A 1,694-nucleotide genomic window follows, 5' to 3' on the forward strand; every position below is an offset into this window, starting at 1 on the left:
GCAGCAGCGCCTGGTCGAGCGACTCGGGGCGGTTGGTCGCGGCGAGCACGACGATGCCCTTCTGGTTATCGAAGCCGTCCATCTCGGAGAGCAGCTGGTTGAGCGTCTGCTCGCGCTCGTCGTTGGAGTTGATGGAGCCGTCGCGCTTCTTGCCCACGGCGTCGATCTCGTCAATGAAGATGATGCAGGGGGCCTTCTCCTTGGCCTGCTTGAAGAGGTCGCGCACCTTCGCGGCGCCGCGGCCGACGAACATCTCGACGAACTCGGAGCCCGCGATCTGGAAGAAGGGCACGCCCGCCTCGCCGGCGACCGCTTTGGCGAGCAGCGTCTTGCCGGTTCCCGGAGGGCCGACGAGGAGCGCGCCGCGCGGGCAGCGGGCGCCGATCTCGTTGTACTTCTCGGGCTTCTTGAGGAAGCTCACGATCTCCTCGAGGGACTCCTTGGCCTCGTCCTGGCCGGCGACGTCCTTGAAGGTGACGCCGGTCTCCTCGCCCTTGACCTCCTTGACGTTGGACTTGCCCAGGCCGCCGCCCATGCCGAAGCCGCCGCCGAAGTTCATCGAGGGGCCCTCGTCGCCCATGGCCTTCTTCATCCGGCGGTTGAGGTACCAGCCGAGAGCAAAGAAGATGATGATCGGCAAGCCGTAGGAGAGCAGCAGGTAGAGCCACATGTCGTTGGAGGTGTCGGCGATCTTGCCCACCATCTGGGCGCCGGAGTTCTCGAGCTTCTCGGTCAACCCCTCGCCCGAGCCGAAGATCACTGTGGAGTACTTCTGCTGAGAGTCGCCCTCGCCTGTGGTGAAGTAGAGGGTGGCGTCGCCCTGGGTCTTCTGGACCTGGGTGACCTCCTTCTTGTCGACCATGGTCAGGAAATCGCTGTAGCTCACCTCCTTGGTCTGCGAGTTCGAGAGCGCAGGGTACATCGTCTGGCTGACCGCGAGGTACACGACGATCGCGATCAGGATGTAGAGCAGCATCGACCGGCGACGCTTGTTCTCATCCATATTCATAAAGGGCCTTTCGTTGAGTCCGGAACATGCATACGTACATAGATACCCAGTTTAAGCGCGCGCACAAAAAAAGCCCCCGCGTTTGGGGTGCGGGGACGAAGTTGTAACGGGTGTCGTGCTACGAGCGCCGGCGAGAAGCCCGCGCGGGACCGTCCCGGCAAGCGAGGGCCTAAGCGCGGAAGAGCTGCCAGAAGGCGACGGCGCTGGAGGCGGCGACGTTGAGGGAGTCGACGCCATGCGACATCGGGATGATCACGCTGCGGTCGGCGGCCGCGAGCGCCGCGTCCGTGAGGCCGTAGCCCTCGCAGCCGAAGACCAGAGCGCGCCTGCCCGCGCCGGAAAGCGACGGGTCGTCGATTGCGACGGCGTCTTCGGCGAGCGCCATGCTGAGGATGGAGAACCCCTCGGAGCGCAACTCGTCGAAGGTGGCGCGGGGCCAGGCGCCCTCTGCGGCCCGCGCCCACGGAACCTTGAAGACCGTGCCCATGGAGACCCGCACCGCGCGGCGGCAGAGCGCGTCGGCGCAGCGCGGCGAGAGGACCACGGCGTCGGCACCGAGCGCGGCGGCGTTGCGGAACACGGCACCGACGTTCGTCACGTCGACGAGATCCTCGAGCACAGCGACGCTGCGCGCGCCCCGGACGACCTCGGCGACCGTGCGCTCTCGCGGACGGCGCATGGCGCA

General features: G+C 66.4%; 2 protein-coding genes. Both read right to left on the reverse strand.

The genetic code is table 11. From position 1 onward, the window contains the following. On the reverse strand, positions 1–1,009 hold a 1,009-nt coding region (locus ACT84W_RS10995; RefSeq protein WP_444329252.1), incomplete at its 3' end, for an ATP-dependent metallopeptidase FtsH/Yme1/Tma family protein. A gap of 169 nt (positions 1,010–1,178) precedes the next feature. Further along, a partial coding sequence (locus ACT84W_RS11000; RefSeq protein ID WP_444329253.1) for a TrmH family RNA methyltransferase occupies positions 1,179–1,694 on the reverse strand: 516 nt, incomplete at its 5' end.

It is taken from the genome of Paratractidigestivibacter sp. (assembly GCF_052362415.1).
Lineage (GTDB): Bacteria > Actinomycetota > Coriobacteriia > Coriobacteriales > Atopobiaceae > Paratractidigestivibacter.